Source organism: Mucilaginibacter ginkgonis (assembly GCF_009754905.2).
GTDB lineage: Bacteria > Bacteroidota > Bacteroidia > Sphingobacteriales > Sphingobacteriaceae > Mucilaginibacter > Mucilaginibacter ginkgonis.
This window is the reverse complement of sequence record NZ_CP066775.1, coordinates 567,151-583,680: the sequence shown is the minus strand read 5'-3', so window position 1 is coordinate 583,680 and position 16,530 is coordinate 567,151. Positions and strand designations below refer to the sequence as shown.

Below are 16,530 nucleotides of genomic sequence, written 5' to 3'. Positions count from 1 at the left end.
ACCATTTACCACGGCGGGTGTATTTATTAATCAACAATCAAATACCATGAAAATTCCAAAAGTTCTGTTAATCGCAGGTTTATTGTCATTATCGGCAGCAGCTTCGCAAGCGCAGGTTATTGTAAGAGTTAGGCCTGTTGCACCGCGTGTAGTGGTGACCCGCCCGGTTGCACCATCTCCACGCCATGTTTGGGTTAATGAAGAGTGGCGCCCTGTACGCGGCCGCTACGTTTATAGCGGTGGTTATTGGGCAGCACCACCAAGGGCAGGTGCAAGATTTATTCCCGGCCACTGGCGCGCCACCCGTCGCGGCTCTGTTTGGATCCCGGGTCACTGGATGTAAATACAAAAAAACCTCCTTCAAATTTGAAGGAGGTTTTTTTTATACCATAACCAGCCCTCACCTGCAGGGAGGGCTTCTAATTTATCTTTCTGTGTTATTCGGCCTGCTGTAAGTAAGCTGCATCACGTTGATGTTGCGCATGGCAAAGGCCGCCTCGCAATAGCATAAATAGTAGTTCCATTTGCGAATAAAACGATCATCAAAACCCAGGGCCTTTACTTCTTTGAGGCTTGCGTTAAATTTATTGTACCACAGCTTTAAGGTGTGCGCATAATCGAGGCCCATATCTTTAAGATCAACCATGGTCATGTCGCCGCTGCGGTTTACGGCGGCGTTAATTGCTGCAACGGATGGCAGCAGCGACCCCGGGAATATATGTTTCTGTATCCAATCGACCCCCTTACGGATAGCATCGTATCGGGAATCCGGACTGGTGATCACCTGCAAGGCCAAAATGCCTGTTGGCTTCAGCATCTCATGGCACCGGCGAAAATATTCTCCGAGGTACTTATGCCCAACCGCCTCTAACATCTCTACAGAGACTATCTTATCATAAACGCCTTCCATGTGGCGATAATCTTTCATTAATATTTCGACGCGGCTTTCGAGACCTTCTTCTTTTACCCGTTCGCGGGCCATTTTAAGCTGCTCTTCTGATATGGTAAGTGAGGTTACTTTGCAGCCATAATTTTTGGCCATGTAAATAGCATTGCCGCCCCATCCGCTGCCGATCTCTAAAACGTGGTCGGTAGGCTTTAAATGCAGCTGCCTGGCCAGCCTTTCGTATTTTGCATATTGCGATTCTTCGAGCGACATTTCATCTGTACAAAAGTATCCGGCTGAGTAAGTCATTGTAGGATCGAGAAACGTGGCGAAAAAATCATTGTTGAGATCGTAATGCTCAGCGATATTTTTGCGGGACCCGTCTACGGTATTTTCACGCTTTGCGTGGTATAGTTTATTAAACCATTTGAGCATATTTAGTGCTATGGACCTGGCCTTGCTGCCGGACACAAGCGGCATTGCATCCATGTTGAGCAATACCCACTTGATGACGTTGGTAATGTTGTCCGTATCCCACAATCCATCAACGTAAGCTTCACCAAACCCTATATCTCCGTAAAAAATGATGCTTTTAAAAAACTCGTCACTGATAACATCTATCCGGGCGGTAATGATGCCTTCGCCGTTGCCAAATGCTATAGTTTCGCCATTCGGCAGGGTAAAATACATGCGGCCTTTGGTCATGGCTGATAAAACTTCAATTACCGCGTTTTGATAGAAACTGCGTTTTTTGTCGAGAGTAAGTGTATGGGACATAACTAAATAAGTACTGCAACGTTTCCGTTTTTTTAATGTACGGATAATTGCAGTTACAAAGTTTTAGCTACACTACTTATTTTGGCTTATAAGCTCTGTAGACTCCTTTTTGAAGTTCTTTTTGTGCCTCTTTTTTGTGAAACGGAATTTTTTTAATCCATAGTTTAAGGGCTTGCCAATGGATCATCGCCATCACCTTTAGTGTAATGAGCGGGAAGCTTAGGAAGTATAATAACAGGCGGGCATCGGTAAGTGCCGTACGGTTACCGTTAAGTGTACTGATGAAAAACCGGTTACCCTCCTTGTCAAAATCATCGATGCGGATATTCAGTTTTTCATCCGGAACATCGAGGCTAAAATCAAAGTTAGTGTCCATATCAATGAATGGCGACACATAGAAATACTTTGTTGTGTTAAGATGAAAGGTGTTACCCGTCCGCGTATCACTTCCTAAAAAATAAGGTTTCATTTCACGAAAGGTGTTGCACACCTCAACCACACTGCACACAGGTTCACCCGCCTCATTGTAACAGAAATAAAAACTTACAGGGTTAAACTGGTAGCCAAGTGTGGCCAGGTTAGTAAGTAGCATTATGCGGCCATTGCCGATATGTACACCTTGGGTTGCCAGATAATTTTTGATCTGTTCGCGTACCTGCTTTGACGTATCCGGATTGCCGGCAGGCAGCTGCAAATGATCTTTATCCCTGAAGTTAAAAAGATTGAAGCGATTTCGGCTCATTAATTTCAGCCGCTTAGAAAGGCTGTCTATCTCGTCAAGATCAAGATAGAACATAAACACATTGTAATGAAAGCTATGCTTTTTTGGCGCCAACCTATGGTGCATAACCTTAGCCTTGTACAGGCAGGAGTTTATGTTGGCGGTTGGTTGCATGTGAATATCTTGGTAAGGTTTTTTATCTAATATAAAAGAACGCGTTAGGGATAGCAGCGAAAAGCCCGCATCCCGTCTCGATAGTTATCGGGACGGGAGAGGACTTGCAGCGTATAGCCCGACCCCGATTTATCGGGGTAACGCCCTAATTTAAATTTATTAACCAAATAATTATTTAATCTTAATTGGAAGAAGATTTAAACATTTTAAAATTCTCCTACACCGCCGGCTGCACAACGGTATCGTCATACATTAGCTTGCCCATTAGTTGCGAACACAATTGCACCGCACTGGCAAAGGCATCTTCATGGAAACCATATTTAAAATAACTACCACAAAAATAAATTGGCCCCTGCGCATTTAACTGATGCAATTTTGCCTGCGCGTTAATGGCCGGTACATCAAACAATGGGTGCTCATAATCCAGTTCTTTTATAATCTTCTTTTCGTCGAGCCCGCTATGCGGGTTTATCGATACAAAATAGTTCTTCTTGTCAGACACACCCTGTAACCGGTTCATCCAGTAAATGGTGCTGGGCTCAAGCTTGCCGTTTTGCTCCTCGATACGGTAATTCCAGCTGGCCCAGGCCAGTTTCGTTTTCGGCATCATGGATTCATCGGTATGCAAAACTGCTTTGTTATATTGATACTTAAAGTTTGATAACAGTTGTTGTTCCAGCGCTGTTGGTTCGGCTAATAACTGTAAAGCCTGGTCGCCGTGTGTGGCAATGATCACCCTGTCAAACTCTTGTTGACTACCATCGGCAGCGTGAACGACCGACTTCCCTTCGACGGTCCGCGACACCTTTACCGCTTTACGGTTTACATGAATTTTGTCTTTAAATGGATTGATCAATATCTCGCGATAGGCCTGGCTTCCATTTTCAAGAGTGTACCATTGGTGCTGTGTGTCAAGTCCTAAAAAGCCATGGTTTAAGAAAAAGCGTATCAGTGTTACCGCGGGGAAATCGAGCATCTGTTCCATCGGCGTGCTCCAAACAGCTGAGCTCATCGGAACTAAATATTTCCAAAGCATCTCGTCGCCAAAGTTGAACTCGCGGATATATTGGCCTATAGAGTAGTTGGCATATTTAGGATCATCAAGTATCTTGATACTTTTCTTATTAAACCGCCCTATCTGCATCAGCATTTTAATGTACTTCGGGCTGAAAATATTTTTTCTCTGGGCAAAGAGATGATTAACGCTCGACCCGCTATATTCCAATCCGCTGGGTACATGCTGTACACTAAAAGACATATCTGTCTTTTTAACGGGCGCGTTTATCCCGGCAAATAGTTTGGTAAGGTTTGGGTAGGTTTTATAATTGAAAACCATAAAGCCGGTGTCAACATAAACGGGCTTTCCGTCCTCATCAACCGTTACAGTGTTGGTATGCCCGCCCACGTAATCGTTCTGTTCATAGATGGTTAGGTCGGTTTCCCTATGCAAAAAATGGCCGCAGCCCATACCGGCTATACCCGTACCAATGATGGCGGTTTTGCCCACAAGGTTTGCCCCCTCCGCCCCCTGGAGGACGGGATACCCCCCACCCGCCTGAAGGGGGAACTTAGTATCATTATCCATTTTTTAATTTTATCATTTGCACATCTGCATATTGTCGCATTTGCACATTACAGCCCTTTAGGGCTGTGTTATTGTATTTATGAAAGTTTGCACCGCATAAGTAGACAACTGCCCGCCGGGTCCGTTGAGGCTATAATCAAACCCGTGAGTGCCCCATGGCAGATATAAGTAAAAAGCCGGGACCCGGGCCTTTTTCAGTTTAGCTAACAGCTTGTCGCTATGGATCGGTGACACTAAAACATCTGTGCCGCCGTGAATGATGAGCGTAGCCGGAGATGTCTTTTTAACAAACTCTACCGGCGAACTATTAAAATAGTGCTGAGGCACTTCTTTGTATGAGCCCCCCAGGTAATTGCCCATTACTTTGCGCGAATCCATGATTAACGGATTTGAAGGAATAGAATATCCCCAAACCATATCGGCAGGGCCATAAAAATCGACAACACCAATTATAGACGGGTCATTTATCGTATATGCCGCGGCTAAGGCTATCTGCGCACCGGCAGAACGGCCGATGAGGATGAACTTTGTTGTATCAATATTTAAATTATCTGCATGTTCCCGCAAATATTTGAGGCAGTTTTTCACGTCCTCGACAGGTGCCGGGCTTTGGTATTTTGGCGCCAACCGATAGTTGATCGCTGCTACGTTGTAGCCGCTTTTGACCAATACGGGGTTCAGTTCCGGTAATTCTTTGCTGTTACCCCCTCCCCATGATCCGCCATGGATCATCACTACGCAGGGCCGCTTGCCGGGGATACCGGCGCGATAATAATCCAGTTTTAAAGATGTATCGGCGTACTTTACATAAGTAATGTCGTTAGACTGAGTACCGTTCGCGGCGGAGAATAATTTTAAAAAACTAAAAGGTTGCTGAGGCGGATAAATGGTTTTGTGGGGCGCGTTAAAAATGCTGCTCATCTCCTTTTTCAGGTCCGCGCCAACAAAGTAAGCACGCGCTATGGGCGATAGGCAGAGTATAAAAGTGATGATGCCTAAAACGGTTCCAAAAGTTTGATAAGCCTTTATCCAAAAACCGGAAACCGTCAGCAACAGTGCCGCTCCGCTAAAGATCAAGGGATAGCCGGTCACTAATATTGCCGCAATCCATAAGTAATATGCAGGCGCACGGAATACGGCAAGCAAGGAAACCAGGAACAGCAGGACAATCAGTATCAGCCTTATCATTTTTGTGTTTTATGGAAAAGGTAATGGCTTACCAACCATTCATTGCCACCATTGAACGACCATAACTCGGCGCAAGCCATGTAAAACAACCGCCAATATACCCACCATTTGGTTGCCTGGTCTTTACCGTAAGTTTTTTCGAACAACGGAATGATCTCTTTTTTATGTGCATCCATGTTTGCCAGCCATGCTTCAGATGTTTTACCATAGTGCGACCCGCTTATATGCCAGTGCTTTTCTACAACAAGATCATCATTAAAATAGAACATCAGGTCATCGCTTGGCATAATACCCCCTGTAAAAAAGTATTTGCTCATCCAATCGGTTTCATCTATCACCTCAAAAAGGTACGCATACTCTTTGTGCGTGAAGATATGGATCCATAGTTTACCGTCGGGTTTCAGAAATGAAGCTACCTTAGCCAGCAACAACTCGTAGTTGCGCATATGCTCGAACATTTCTACAGATACCACCCTATCAAATTGCTCGTCGATAGTAAAAGTATTCATGTCCGCAGTGATAACAGTTAAGTTTGTTATCCCTCTTAAGCGTGCCTGCTCATCTATATGCGCTTTTTGCGTACGCGAATTCGATACCACTTTAAACGTGCTGCCCGGAAACCTGGCTGCCATGTACAACGACAGCGATCCCCAGCCACAGCCCAGTTCCAAAACATGCTGACCATCTGCCAACTCCGCGCGCCTGCAGGTAAGTTCCAACATGTCATCTTCGGACTGGTTGATATCAGTTACACCCGGTTTCCAATAGCCGGAAGAATATTTTAAGTTCTTACCAAGACAGTACTGATAAAATTCTGTGGGTACTTCGTAGTGTTGCTCATTGGCGTCGGAAGTATTGACAGCGATTGGAGACGCCTTTAACTGACTGATGATATCCATCAAATGTGCTTGCTGCTCCTCTACTCCGCCTTTATTTTCGTCGCGCAGGCGCTGCCTTAATAATCTGCGGATGGCTTGTCTTAAGAGCACATCGGGCACCCTATCATTTTCTAGTAATTTATCGTACCACATAGTTTAAGTTGGCGGTCTTTCACTGGCCGCTATCTTCTGTTTGGTAAGTTTACGTGTTTTAGGAGTAGACGGATTGAGGGTGAAGAAATAAATAGGAAAAAGGCTTAAACGAAACGTTAAATCATTAATTTTATATTATTAGAGAGTAAAATGGCAAGTTTTAAAATTCTGAAAAACGAGAGCGATTACAATGAGGCTGTAAATAGAGCTATTGAAATATTTGATGCTGAACCAGGTAACCCCCATTTTGATGAGTTGGAGATTCTGGGACTTCTGATAAAGGATTATGAAGATAAGCATCATCCGATTCCGATACCCAATCCGGTTGAAGTTATCAAATATAAGCTGAATGAAAAGGGTTTAAAAAACAAAGACCTTATCCCACTAATGGGTTCAGAAGGGCACGTTTCCGCAATATTAAGCGGGAAGAGGAGATTAACTCTGGATATGGTCAAAGATCTGGTAGGATTTTTAGATATTCCCGCTGATAAGTTATTGGGTTAACCCTTCTTAAACCAGGGGACGAACACGCTGGTGGTTTGCTGGTATTTTTTAAATGCCTCGGGTTTTGAGCGAAGGGACTGCGCCTCTGTCGCGGGGATGCCGGTAACCTTGGTAAGCAGGTATAAAATTATCGCCGGACTTATGATCGCCAGATACCCATACGGCGAACCTAGCGCAAAAACAAAATAGGATACCCACATCAGCCATTCGAAGAAATAATTGGGATGGCGCGAGTAGTGCCATAATCCCATATCGCAAACTTTGCCCTTATTATTTTCATCCTTCTTGAAAGCGGCAAGCTGGGCATCGGCAATGGCCTCGCCGGCAACACTTATCAGCCACAAAGCAGCACCGGCATATTCAAATCCATTGAGTTGGGGCGACGTATTCATCGCTACAATAAAAAACGGGATGGCTAACAAAACGTTTGACGCTGCCTGCATCTGGAAGAAGAAGAACATCTTTACCTCGGCACTGCTGCCCCACTCCTTGCGGATGTGCGCATATCGCGGTTCCTCCTCATGTAAATGCCTGAATATGCGCCGTGCAAGGTGTGTCCCTAACCGCAGACCGGCCAGCATCACCATGCTGCATAAAAGTATCTTCCTTGATTGAGTTGCAGGCGCGTGTATCCAGATTATGGCCGCTATAACCGGGAAATTGTACGACCAAAAAATATCCACAACACCGGCATTTTTGATTTTATAAGACCAAAGCCAAACCAGCGCCATAATAATACAGCAGGTAATTAGACTTAACAGCGCAAGATGCCACAGTGGAAACTCAGTCATTTCTTAAAAGTAATTCTTTAATTCCCTGGTTAGGTTTCAGCTTAAATAGTTGGATAAGCACGTACCCGCATGTAGCTATGCTACCCAGACAGAATACTAATACTAACCAAAGGATCTTGAGTACCCAGCTCTTCTCATTATAACATATCCATAAATAGATGATTAAAATGTTAGCGTAAAAATCCCACAAGGTAACATGCATCCATGCGGTGCCAAGGCTGTTCCACTCTTTAAACAGATTGTGTTCTAAAGATGTGCTGATGACCACGTAACACACCCAAACAAACACCAAGCTAAAAAGAACCTTTAAAAAACTGATCATCTATTTCTTTGCGTTTTTAATGTATTGCAGTGCCTGGTCTACATGCTCCTTACCCTGCATCATGGCACCATACTTAAAGGCCACTTTGCCATCAAGGCCTATCACATAAGTTTCGCGGCCGGTCATAAAAAAGACGCTCTTAACGCCGAAAAGATCATTCACTTTATTGCCCGGGTCGCTCAGTAATGTAAAGGGTAATTTATAGTGCTCTGAAAAAGCTTTGTGGCTGGCTACTGTGCCACTATTTATACCGATAACCTTTGCACCGGCGGCGGTAAAATCATTAAAACTATCGCGGAAAGAGCAGGCTTCTTTTGTGCAAACCATGCTTTCATCCTTCGGATAAAAATAGATCACCAATATGTGTTTTCCTATTTCGTTCTTGACATCAAAAAGTTTGTTGTTTTGATCATATAAAGCGAACTGCGGGACGGGATCGCCAACTTCAAGGCGCTTCGCGCGGCTATTATCAATGTTTTTAAAGCTTAATGCCGGCAAGGCAAGAAGCAGTAGTAATTTGAGGATCGGACTTTTCATATCCCAATATACGGTAAAACCGCATAAGAGGTTTTAAAACAAGCATTTAGCCGGACTTAAAATATTAGCACCAATGTACCGCCTATGATCAGCGCGGCGCCGGCAGCGTTTTTCCAGGTGAGCGGCTCCCCCAAAAAAATTACGGAAAGAATGATGGCCAATGCCACGCTTAACTTATCGACAGGGGCGACCTGGTTTACCCTGCCCAATTGCAAGGCCCTGAAATAAAATACCCATGACAGGCCTGTGGCGAAACCCGACAGAATCAAAAATACCCAGTTGGTTTTAGTAAGGTTAACTATACCGCCCTGGCTGCGGTTAAAGAAGACGATACCCCATGCAATAAGCAGTATGACAACTGTGCGGATGCCTGTCGCTAAATTAGTGTCGACGCCTTTTATCCCGATTTTCGCGAAGATCGCTGTGAGCGCGGCAAAAAGCGCTGATAGTAAAGCATATATCCACCACATAAACTATTACTGGATGTTCATTTATTAAAAATATTAATTGCTTTCAAGATAATGAAAAAGCCCGCCATGATTCTCAAAGCGGGCTTAAACAATGCGTTTAGAATTTAATCAACCATTAAAGTCGCGATCGAGTGCGGTAGCGCATTCGCCTTAGCTGCTTTGCCCTTGATCCATAAAAAGTAAGTAATAGCCTCATCGGTTTGATTCATCACCACTACTGCAACCTTACCATCGGGGTTTACAAAGGCAGTGGTCAGCAACCTGTCTCGGCTGGCCGATGCGGCAATACGCCGTGCGCCGGGTTTCACAAATTTTGATATCTGGCCAATATAGTAGTAAGCGTTGGTGTAGATCAACTGACCAGTACGTGTATCTGCATGTATAGGAGCAAAACAATAGTTACCAACGTGGTTTGGGCCTCCCTTTTCGTCCAATAAAATATTCCAGTCGGTCCAGCCTACTGTACCTGCATTTAGGTCATTGATCATAGAATAGCCATAGCGTTCGCCTAAAGCCCAGTCATTTAAACGGCTAAAATCAAATTTCTCTGCGCAACCTTCGGTAAACATCAGGTGGGTATCAGGGAAAGCTTCGTGAACACGGCGAACGTTTTCAAAGTTCATGCCCGCGCCTGTCCAGGTCTCGTACCAGTGGAAAGCAATGCCCCAAACGTATTTTGCAGCATCAGGGTCTTCTAAAATGGTGCTTGCTTGTTGATACAGGAGGTCACGGTTGTGGTCCCATCCCATTAATTTTTTACTTCCTAAACCGCTCTTCGCCAAAGTTGGGCCCAGGTATTTCTTGATGAAGACACGCTCGTCATTTGCAGTATAAATGCATGACTCCCATGTTTGGGTAGCCATAGGCTCGTTCTGTACAGAAAGCCCCCAAATTGGAATACCGAGTTTCTCATACGTGTTAATGAACTTTACGTAGAAGTTAGCCCAGTTCTGAGCATATTGCTCTTTGAGCTTTCCGCCGTGTAATACACTGCCATTGGTTTTCATCCAACCGGGCGGGCTCCAGGGCGTTACAAACATAGTTAGTTTGCCTCCCGCGGCAGCCATAGCCTCTTTTATAAACGGTATACGGTACTTTTTATCGTGGTCTACGCTAAAGGTTTTAAGCTCGGTATCATTATCTGCTACGTAGCTGTAACTATCGCTAGAGAAGTCGGAGCTTTGGATGTGTGTGCGGCCCATGGTATAACCAATCCCCTTTTGCTTATCAAAATAGGCGGTCATCAATTCGCGCTGTTTATCCTTTGATAGTTTATAAAATGTTTCTGCCGAGGCATCTGTCAATGCACCACCAAAGCCAACCATGGTTTGCAGCTTCTTATCCGGATCTACAAATATGCTTACTTCGGTTTCTACCGGCTGGGGCTTGTCGCTAAATTTCAGCGTTTCGCTCTGGCTAATTTTCATATCAGTGCCTTTGGCAGTGGTATAAACCTTAGCCGTTTTGTTAGCCAGATTAAATTTCGCAGTGTTAGACTGCGCGAAACCCGACTGCCCGGCAATGATGGCAATAGCCGCGAAAAGGTATTTTTTTCTCATGGTAATAGCTTAATTGAATTTTCAAGTATAGAGAAAATAACACAATGGCAAAGCCAATTATTTATTTGGCTGCGGGGTCATGCGCAGGTATGGCTTTACCTCTGTATGCCCTTTCGGAAATTTTGCCGGGATGTCTTCATTTTTGATCGCGGGTGCAATGACCACATCTTCGCCGTCTTTCCAGTCCGCCGGGGTCGACACGCTGTAGTTTGCGGTTAGCTGCAAAGAATCTATCACCCTTAAAATTTCCTGAAAGTTACGTCCTGTCGATGCCGGGTAAGTGATGATAAGCTTGATAGTTTTATCAGGCGCGATAATGAATAACGATCTTACAGTTGCGGTCATGGATGCGTTAGGATGGATCATATCATAGGCCTCGGCGATCTCGCGGTTCTCATCCGCAATGATCGGGAAGTTTACTTTTACACCTTGCGTTTCGTTGATGTCATTGATCCAGCCTTTGTGCGATTCAACAGAATCTACACTTAGCGCAGCCACTTTTACATTGCGCTTGTCAAACTCTTGTTTTAATGATGCGGTTTTGCCCAATTCTGTTGTACAAACCGGGGTGTAGTCGGCAGGGTGAGAAAAAAGAACACCCCAGCTATCGCCCAGGAATTCGTAAAAATCAATCTCGCCCTCAGATGTTTTTGCCGTAAAGTTTGGGGCCTTGTCGCCTAATCGTAAGCTCATATTTTTTGTTTAGTTAGATGTGAGAAGTAAAGATAGGCGATGAAAATTTAAGATGGTAATTACCAAATGCAGGGATTATTAATTGCAAGTACTTTTTGGCCTTGTCATTTAAATAGTTTGGGCGTTCACCTTTACGTAAGGTCGGACATTCTTCTTCGCTAGCCGGGATTAACCTTAATTTGCAGTGATCTTTTCTTTGTAAGATTTTAACGCGCGCACCACACTGCGTACTATCTGCTGCTGGCCTTCGTCTGAGTTAAGGTACTCTTCATCATCGGGGTTATTGATAAAGCCTGTTTCTATAAGCACGGCCGGCATTGCACTGTGCGCCAGCACCAGTACCCCTTGTTCTTTAACACCTATGCTGTGGCGGTTATCGCTGTTTACAAACTGGTCGTTTAGCAAACTACCAAAAAGGATGCTTTGCTTACGATATTTAAGCATATAATTATTAAGGATGATAGCCGCAGCCGGCGAGTTGGGATCGTAGTCGCCGTACTTGGTCTTGTAATCCTTTTCGTACGATATGGCAGCATTTTCGCGCAATGCTTCGCGCTGTTCTTCGCTTCTATGAAAGCCGTAAACTAACAGCATAGCCCCCCTGCCCGACCCGCGCACAGCTGGCGATGAGTTGCAATGAATAGATATAAATAAGTTGCCCTTGTTGCTATTGGCAATGCGCGCGCGCTCGTTAAGCGGGATAAAATCATCAGTAGTACGGGTCATCACCGTTTTTATTTCGGGCATTTGCTCGTTTAAGGCGGCCTGAAGTTTTTTAGCGATGGAGAGCGCAACGTTTTTTTCTTTTGAATATGCCCCGTGCGCGCCCGGGTCTTTACCGCCGTGGCCTGCATCAATGATCACGGTATGAAACCTGAATTGGTTTGGCTGGTCGTCTTGCTTTTTAAAGCCCGACGATATAAAAATCAAACAGAGGCCTGTGGCAAAGATGGTTAAAGCCTTGATGCTGCTAATAATGTACATAACTCAATGTGAGCAAAAATGCGAATAAAATGTTTTTCGGGGTGTAAATTTAATAATTCTACCAAGTGTTATAACCGAACGTATACTGTTCGATAACGTACACCACAAACGAAAAAATCTTCCGTAAAAAACTGAATAACAGTAAATTAAGTTAGTGGCATAATTATTAAGTGCATTTATTGTTATCAACTTAAAAGACCGGCATCATGATAAAGAATTACCTGAAAATAGCGTGGCGCAGCATTTTAAAAAACAAACTGCATGCAACTATCAATATTGTTGGGCTGGCCGTGGGCATGGCTGTAACTATACTGATCAGTCTTTGGGTGTGGGACGAGGTCTCTTTCAACAAATCTTTTAAAAACTACGACCGTTTTGTGCAGGTTATGCAGCATCAAACCTTTAACGGTGAGGTGGGTACGCAAACCGCCATGCCTATTCCGCTTGGCTACCTGCTTAAACAGGACTACAAAAGCGACTTTAAACATGTGGTGCTTTCCAGTTGGAGCGGCGACCACATTTTAACTTACGGCGATAAAAAGGTTATTGAAATAGGTAATTTTATGCAGCCGGAAGCGCCCGACTTGCTAAAATTAGACATGGTTAGCGGCACGCGCAACTCCTTCAATGATCAGTCTACAGTTTTGATATCGCAATCGGCGGCCAAAGCTGTGTTTGGCAATACAGACCCCCTTAACAAAACCGTGAAGTTAGATAACAACTTTATACTGACTGTTGGCGGCGTTTACAAGGACTTTGCGTCAAATAGTACTTTTGACGAAGTTAACTTCATAGCACCCTGGGCAGCATACTTAAAATCAGAAAAATGGATAGAGGGTGCGCAAACCCGTTGGGGCAACAACTCTTTTCAAATATTTGCTGAGCTAAATCCTAACGCGGACCTAGATAAAGTAAGCGCAAAGATTAAAAATATAAAAGCTGTAAACATTCTTGCTCAGGGCGATAAGATTGGTGCTTCTTTTAAACCGGTAGTATTTCTACAACCGATGAGCAAATTTCATTTGTATTCGCAATTTAAAAATGGGGTGAATACCGGAGGTGCCATACAGTTTGTATGGATGTTTTCGCTGATCGGATTATTTGTGCTGATGCTGGCATGCATTAATTTCATGAACCTTAGTACGGCACAATCAGAAAAACGTGCAAAAGAGGTTGGGATCAGAAAAACCTTGGGATCATTTAAAAAGCAGCTGATCAGCCAGTTTTATACCGAGTCTGTACTGGTTGCTTTCATGGCGTTCATAATCTCCATAGTGATGGTTGTGCTTGCTTTATCGTGGTTTAACAACGTAGCGAATAAACACATTGCGATGCCTTGGGCTAACATTTATTTTTGGATGGCGGGCATTGTGTTTAGCATGTTAACAGGTCTTATCGCCGGAAGTTACCCTGCGTTCTACTTGTCGTCATTTGTACCTGTAAAAGTTTTAAAGGGTACCTTTAGAGTTGGCCGTTTAGCCGCGCTGCCGAGAAAAATTTTAGTCGTGCTGCAGTTTACCATATCTGTCGCCCTCATTATCGGCACTGTTGTAATTTTTAGGCAAGTACAGCATACAAAAGACCGGCCTGTGGGTTATGAGCGCACAGGCGTAATCAGTGTAGACATGCAGACCATGACCATACACCGCAATTTTCTGGCTGTGCGTAATAAGCTTCTTAATTCGGGAACTATCGTAGAGATGGCAGAGTCGGGCAGCCCTTTAACAGATGTTTATTCAAACAATAGTGGTTTTGACTGGCGCGGTAAAGCACCCGGCTTGCAAGACGATTTTGCTACCATAACCATTACGCCGGAGTATGGAAAAACCGCAGGCTGGAATTTAATTGCCGGCAGAAATCTGTCAAGAGATCTTGCCACAGATAGCAACGCGCTTATTTTAAATGAGGCCGCTGTGAAATTCATGAATTTTAAGCATCCTGTAGGCGAATTAGTAACAAATGGTACTGCTAAACTTACTGTTGTAGGCGTTGTGAAAGATATGGTAATGTCTTCGCCCTATGAGCCGGTAAAGCCAACCATTTATGCTTTGCTGCGCCGCGACCGGGGTTCTGTTGTTGTTGCGCGGTTAAATCCAAAAATAAGCGCGCATAAAGCAGTTGCAAAAATTGAGCAAACCTTTAAAGCTTTTGATCCCGATAGCCCGTTCACTTACCAGTTTACTGATGATAACTATAATAAAAAGTTTGCTTATGAAGAGCGCATTGGCAAATTAGCAGGGTTCTTCACATTATTCGCCATCTTCATAAGCTGCATGGGCTTGTTTGGTATGGCGTCTTTTATGGCAGAGCAACGTGTGAAAGAAATTGGTGTTCGCAAAGTGTTGGGCGCAACCGTGTTAAATCTTTGGAAACTAATGTCGACGGATTTTGTGATGTTGGTTTGTATATCATTCATTATTGCAATGCCTCTTGCATATTACTTCATGCACGGCTGGCTACAAAACTATACCTATCGTTCAGAATTGTCATGGTGGATATTTGCACTGACAGGCATAGGCACATTAGTGATAACGCTTTTAACAATTAGTTACCAAAGTATAAAGGCTGCATTGACAAACCCGGTAAAAAGTTTGCGATCTGAATAATCATTTAAGCCACACCCGCGTTGCGCCGTAACCAAATTTCTCTTTTCGGGCATCCATGAACGTGGCAACCTTTTGGTTTTTGCCCAACTGTTTGTGGATCTCATGCCTAAGGATGCCATTGCCTGTGCCGTGGATAAAAGTGACATCCGGCAGGTTATGTACTATGGCGGCTTCTAAGGTTTTATTAAAATGCGATAGTTGAATTTGCAGTATTTGGTCGGGAGCAATAAATTGATGATCGTCCCGCAACTTCTCTATGTGCAGATCAATTTCCGACTGCGGCTTTTCAACTTCTCTCTTTTCTTCCAGGGGTTTGTAGAAACTTTCCTTTAGTTTTTCGGCATCGATAATTAATTCTTCATTGTCCAATCTGAACAGCCATCCGTTTTTATCTACCAGGGGTAACGACTTTTTAGTGCCTGAAAGATCTTTCGCTTTAAACTTTTCATTGAAAATGATCGGCTTCGGAATATCGTCCACCCTTGCAGTGTAAAACAACACGTTAAGATTTATGGCGGGCCAAAGTTGCAGGTCTGCTAATTGTGCCGAATAAATTTGCTTAAAGGATTTGGGCTCTATAATCCCCGCAAACTCGCCTTTTTGTTTGTCACCCGCGCCTGTAGTTAGCGTTATCAGTAATTGGTAAGACGTTTCGTTTACCAGGTAAAACCGCATTACAGAAGCAGCCTTAATATCGTTTGCTAAAGCCAGGTAAATGCCCTTAGTAACAAAATTGACCTCGGGCGTTGCACGCTGACCAGCATCGGAAAAATCGTCATCAGATTTTGTGCCGTGTCCGTGTACTGTAGTGATCTTATTAGCCGGTACAGGTATCTCGAAATCGTCGTCGCCGGTAACGCCAACCATGCCGTTATCAAAAATGCGGGTTATGTAACCCTCGCGGCGCTCGTCTACAAAACGCACAAAATCACCTAGGTTCCAATTTGCCATTACTGCCTATATCTGGGTTGTAAACAGGCCAGTAATGTAACGGTTTGTATTTTTATATTTGTTACGCATACTTGCCGTTCCTAATTAACTATTATTCAACCAACCCCTATGATCAGCACCGGCACACAATTAACAGATCACAACGAGTTAAAAACCCTGTTCCTCTATTACCTTAATAAGATTTATGACGGTAAGTGTTATTTAAAAGAAAACCTTGGGCGGGTAAAGGCCGAAACCTCTTTAAAAGTTTTAGAACTGGCTATTGATGAACTATTAGGAGATGTCAAAAGTCAGCTGAACCGTATGGATGCTGTGTTTGCGATGTTGAAATCTGCACCAACTAAAGAGTTTGACGCGCCGATGAAAACCATGATCCAAAATGCTTGCGAGTACCGAAATGATCCAAAAATCCATGTAGTGAACGACATGGATATTATGTTACACCTGCAACTTGTAGAGCATGTTAACCTGGTATCATACCGCATACTTAAAAAGATAGCATCAATTTTAGAATATACAGAAATAGAACAGTTGATGAAAGAATGCTTTGACGAAAGCAAAGACGACGATAAGCTCTTTTATGCTATTGCCAAAGAATACCTCGGCGACAGAACATAAAAAAAGCCGGACCTTGCAAATCCGGCTTTCGTTCATAGTCATTTAATACCCCTATTAAAATAACTGTCTCAAATAACGGTAAAGTTTTCTTATTACGCAAATGCGTTATACTAACATTTATGTTACATAAAAC

General features: G+C 43.8%; 17 protein-coding genes. 4 read left to right on the top strand and 13 right to left on the bottom strand.

Features of this window, described 5'->3' with window-relative positions; genetic code table 11:
• Positions 1-46 precede the first annotated feature (46 nt).
• Positions 47-343 (top strand): YXWGXW repeat-containing protein, encoded by a 297-nt coding sequence (locus GO620_RS02685; protein ID WP_157522270.1) that lies wholly within the window; start codon positions 47-49, stop codon positions 341-343.
• 81 nt (positions 344-424) lie between these two features.
• On the opposite strand, the gene GO620_RS02680 is transcribed toward GO620_RS02685, so the two are convergent.
• From GO620_RS02680 to GO620_RS02660, 5 genes are all read right to left on the bottom strand, one after another.
• Positions 425-1,663 carry an SAM-dependent methyltransferase gene (locus GO620_RS02680; protein WP_157522273.1) on the bottom strand — a complete coding sequence of 413 codons (1,239 nt, stop codon included), beginning with the start codon at positions 1,661-1,663 and terminating at the stop codon, positions 425-427.
• A 76-nt stretch (positions 1,664-1,739) separates the two neighbouring features.
• Positions 1,740-2,558 carry a DUF1365 domain-containing protein gene (locus tag GO620_RS02675; protein ID WP_157522276.1) on the bottom strand — a complete coding sequence of 273 codons (819 nt, stop codon included), beginning with the start codon at positions 2,556-2,558 and terminating at the stop codon, positions 1,740-1,742.
• Between the two features lie 217 nt (positions 2,559-2,775).
• Positions 2,776-4,143 (bottom strand): NAD(P)/FAD-dependent oxidoreductase, encoded by a 1,368-nt coding sequence (locus GO620_RS02670; protein ID WP_157522280.1) that lies wholly within the window; start codon positions 4,141-4,143, stop codon positions 2,776-2,778.
• 57 nt (positions 4,144-4,200) lie between these two features.
• Entirely contained in the window at positions 4,201-5,331 is a 1,131-nt protein-coding gene (locus tag GO620_RS02665) for an alpha/beta hydrolase (RefSeq protein WP_157522283.1), read from the bottom strand.
• Positions 5,328-6,362, bottom strand: coding sequence for an SAM-dependent methyltransferase (locus GO620_RS02660; RefSeq protein ID WP_157522286.1), 1,035 nt, complete (start codon positions 6,360-6,362; stop codon positions 5,328-5,330). Before GO620_RS02660 ends, GO620_RS02665 begins: the two co-directional genes overlap by 4 nt.
• Positions 6,363-6,512: 150 nt before the next feature.
• Here GO620_RS02660 and GO620_RS02655 point away from each other — a divergent pair, with 150 nt between their 5' ends.
• A complete protein-coding gene (locus GO620_RS02655) occupies positions 6,513-6,866 on the top strand; it encodes a helix-turn-helix domain-containing protein (protein ID WP_157522289.1) in 354 nt (117 codons plus the stop codon).
• On the opposite strand, the gene GO620_RS02650 is transcribed toward GO620_RS02655, so the two are convergent.
• The 7 genes from GO620_RS02650 to GO620_RS02620 all read right to left on the bottom strand — a co-directional run bounded on the left by GO620_RS02650 (position 6,863) and on the right by GO620_RS02620 (position 12,222).
• Positions 6,863-7,657 carry a DUF1295 domain-containing protein gene (locus GO620_RS02650; protein ID WP_157522292.1) on the bottom strand — a complete coding sequence of 265 codons (795 nt, stop codon included), beginning with the start codon at positions 7,655-7,657 and terminating at the stop codon, positions 6,863-6,865. The genes GO620_RS02655 and GO620_RS02650 overlap by 4 nt on opposite strands.
• A complete protein-coding gene (locus tag GO620_RS02645) occupies positions 7,650-7,979 on the bottom strand; it encodes a DUF1475 family protein (protein WP_157522295.1) in 330 nt (109 codons plus the stop codon). The genes GO620_RS02650 and GO620_RS02645 overlap by 8 nt, the downstream gene beginning before the upstream one ends.
• Entirely contained in the window at positions 7,980-8,516 is a 537-nt protein-coding gene (locus GO620_RS02640; RefSeq protein ID WP_157522298.1) for a peroxiredoxin, read from the bottom strand.
• 56 nt (positions 8,517-8,572) lie between these two features.
• Positions 8,573-8,986: an EamA family transporter gene (locus tag GO620_RS02635; RefSeq protein WP_157522301.1), complete on the bottom strand. Its 414-nt coding sequence runs from the start codon at positions 8,984-8,986 to the stop codon at positions 8,573-8,575.
• Positions 8,987-9,090: 104 nt separating this feature from the next.
• A complete protein-coding gene (locus GO620_RS02630) occupies positions 9,091-10,545 on the bottom strand; it encodes a glycoside hydrolase family 30 protein (protein WP_157522304.1) in 1,455 nt (484 codons plus the stop codon).
• A 57-nt stretch (positions 10,546-10,602) separates the two neighbouring features.
• Complete coding sequence (locus tag GO620_RS02625) at positions 10,603-11,238, bottom strand: peroxiredoxin (RefSeq protein ID WP_157522307.1); 636 nt, start codon at positions 11,236-11,238, stop codon at positions 10,603-10,605.
• 174 nt (positions 11,239-11,412) lie between these two features.
• Entirely contained in the window at positions 11,413-12,222 is an 810-nt protein-coding gene (locus GO620_RS02620; RefSeq protein ID WP_157522310.1) for an N-acetylmuramoyl-L-alanine amidase family protein, read from the bottom strand.
• Positions 12,223-12,428: 206 nt separating this feature from the next.
• Here GO620_RS02620 and GO620_RS02615 point away from each other — a divergent pair, with 206 nt between their 5' ends.
• Positions 12,429-14,828: an ABC transporter permease gene (locus GO620_RS02615; protein WP_157522313.1), complete on the top strand. Its 2,400-nt coding sequence runs from the start codon at positions 12,429-12,431 to the stop codon at positions 14,826-14,828.
• On the opposite strand, the gene GO620_RS02610 is transcribed toward GO620_RS02615, so the two are convergent.
• Positions 14,829-15,779, bottom strand: coding sequence for a Smr/MutS family protein (locus GO620_RS02610; RefSeq protein WP_157522316.1), 951 nt, complete (start codon positions 15,777-15,779; stop codon positions 14,829-14,831).
• A gap of 108 nt (positions 15,780-15,887) precedes the next feature.
• Between GO620_RS02610 and GO620_RS02605 the strand changes: the two genes are divergently transcribed.
• On the top strand, positions 15,888-16,397 hold the full coding sequence (locus GO620_RS02605; protein WP_157522319.1) for a DUF892 family protein: 510 nt from the start codon (positions 15,888-15,890) through the stop codon (positions 16,395-16,397).
• The last annotated feature ends 133 nt before the right edge of the window (positions 16,398-16,530 follow it).

Coding starts and splice junctions, on each gene's coding strand:
- GO620_RS02645 (WP_157522295.1), bottom strand. CDS start 7,979: ATGATCAGTTTTTTAAAGGTTCTTTTTAGCTTGGTGTTTGTTTGGGTG.
- GO620_RS02610 (WP_157522316.1), bottom strand. CDS start 15,779: ATGGCAAATTGGAACCTAGGTGATTTTGTGCGTTTTGTAGACGAGCGC.
- GO620_RS02640 (WP_157522298.1), bottom strand. CDS start 8,516: ATGAAAAGTCCGATCCTCAAATTACTACTGCTTCTTGCCTTGCCGGCA.
- GO620_RS02605 (WP_157522319.1), top strand. CDS start 15,888: ATGATCAGCACCGGCACACAATTAACAGATCACAACGAGTTAAAAACC.
- GO620_RS02650 (WP_157522292.1), bottom strand. CDS start 7,657: ATGACTGAGTTTCCACTGTGGCATCTTGCGCTGTTAAGTCTAATTACC.
- GO620_RS02655 (WP_157522289.1), top strand. CDS start 6,513: ATGGCAAGTTTTAAAATTCTGAAAAACGAGAGCGATTACAATGAGGCT.
- GO620_RS02630 (WP_157522304.1), bottom strand. CDS start 10,545: ATGAGAAAAAAATACCTTTTCGCGGCTATTGCCATCATTGCCGGGCAG.
- GO620_RS02625 (WP_157522307.1), bottom strand. CDS start 11,238: ATGAGCTTACGATTAGGCGACAAGGCCCCAAACTTTACGGCAAAAACA.
- GO620_RS02615 (WP_157522313.1), top strand. CDS start 12,429: ATGATAAAGAATTACCTGAAAATAGCGTGGCGCAGCATTTTAAAAAAC.
- GO620_RS02685 (WP_157522270.1), top strand. CDS start 47: ATGAAAATTCCAAAAGTTCTGTTAATCGCAGGTTTATTGTCATTATCG.
- GO620_RS02680 (WP_157522273.1), bottom strand. CDS start 1,663: ATGTCCCATACACTTACTCTCGACAAAAAACGCAGTTTCTATCAAAAC.
- GO620_RS02635 (WP_157522301.1), bottom strand. CDS start 8,986: ATGTGGTGGATATATGCTTTACTATCAGCGCTTTTTGCCGCGCTCACA.
- GO620_RS02620 (WP_157522310.1), bottom strand. CDS start 12,222: ATGTACATTATTAGCAGCATCAAGGCTTTAACCATCTTTGCCACAGGC.
- GO620_RS02665 (WP_157522283.1), bottom strand. CDS start 5,331: ATGATAAGGCTGATACTGATTGTCCTGCTGTTCCTGGTTTCCTTGCTT.
- GO620_RS02670 (WP_157522280.1), bottom strand. CDS start 4,143: ATGGATAATGATACTAAGTTCCCCCTTCAGGCGGGTGGGGGGTATCCC.
- GO620_RS02675 (WP_157522276.1), bottom strand. CDS start 2,558: ATGCAACCAACCGCCAACATAAACTCCTGCCTGTACAAGGCTAAGGTT.
- GO620_RS02660 (WP_157522286.1), bottom strand. CDS start 6,362: ATGTGGTACGATAAATTACTAGAAAATGATAGGGTGCCCGATGTGCTC.